Below are 1033 nucleotides of genomic sequence, written 5' to 3'. Positions count from 1 at the left end.
ATGAATCACCGGCACCCGTGAACGCCCGCACTGTTCGCAGGCACTGATCGCCACTTGGCGCCAGTGCAGCAAGCGCTTGTCGGCGCGTTCGTCCTTGAGCCGCACTTCGCAGCGTTCGCTGAAGATCGGCGTGATTTGTGTCACGCCCAGTTCGGTGGCTTTCTGAATCGCCCAGTCCATGCGCTCGCCCCGGGACAGGCCCTGGCCGAGGTGGATCTGCAGTGGCGATTCGATTTGCCCGGCGAATTGCTCGTCGATCTGCACGACCACGCGTTTCTTGCCGACATCCACCAAGGACCCGCGAAACTCATGGCCGGAACCGTCGAACAACTGCACCGCATCGCCTTCGGCCATGCGCAACACGCGGCTGATGTAATGCGCCTGGGCTTCCGGCAGTTCGTGTTCGCCAGTGCTCAGCGGGGCGTCGATAAAGAAGCGGGACAGTCTCATTTCGGGTCTCTCAGATTAGATCGTTCCCACGCTCTGCGTGGGAATGCCTCATCGGACGCTCTGCGTCCGCTTTTGGGACGCGGAGCGTCCCGGGCTGCATTCCCACGCGGAGCGTGGGAACGAGAAATTACGGTTAGCCCGGGTCGCGGAATCCCGGATGGAAGTCTTTCGGCACCGCCACGCTGACGCTGTCACGCGTAGCAATATCAATACCTTCACTGGCCACTTCGGCCAGGAAGTCGATCTGCTCCGGGGTGATCACATACGGCGGCAGGAAATACACCACGCTGCCCAGCGGGCGCAACAACGCACCGCGCTCCAGCGCATGCTGGAAAACTTTCAAGCCACGACGCTCCTGCCAAGGGTAGGCCTCTTTCGTGGCTTTATCCTTGACCATCTCGATGGCCAGGACCATGCCGGTCTGGCGCACTTCGGAGACGTTCGGGTGATCGACCAGATGCGCCGTCGCCGAAGCCATGCGCTGAGCCAGCGCCTGGTTGTTCTCGATGACGTTGTCCTGCTCGAAGATATCCAGCGTCGCCAGTGCCGCAGCGCAGGCCAGCGGGTTGCCGGTGTAGCTGTG

Annotated in this window: 2 protein-coding genes; both read right to left on the bottom strand. The window is 62.0% G+C overall.

The window, feature by feature from the left end:
• Positions 1-450 (bottom strand): 16S rRNA (uracil(1498)-N(3))-methyltransferase (locus OQK_RS00895; protein WP_016770704.1); only part of this gene is annotated, 450 nt, incomplete at its 3' end.
• 133 nt (positions 451-583) lie between these two features.
• The coding region (locus tag OQK_RS00890; RefSeq protein WP_038860194.1) for an aminotransferase class III-fold pyridoxal phosphate-dependent enzyme at positions 584-1033 on the bottom strand (450 nt) is incomplete at its 5' end.

Origin of the sequence: Pseudomonas sp. R62 (assembly GCF_000257605.1) — a bacterium.
Lineage (GTDB): Bacteria > Pseudomonadota > Gammaproteobacteria > Pseudomonadales > Pseudomonadaceae > Aquipseudomonas > Aquipseudomonas atacamensis.
Note: the sequence above shows the minus strand (reverse complement) of the source record. Positions and strands in the feature narration are given on the sequence as shown.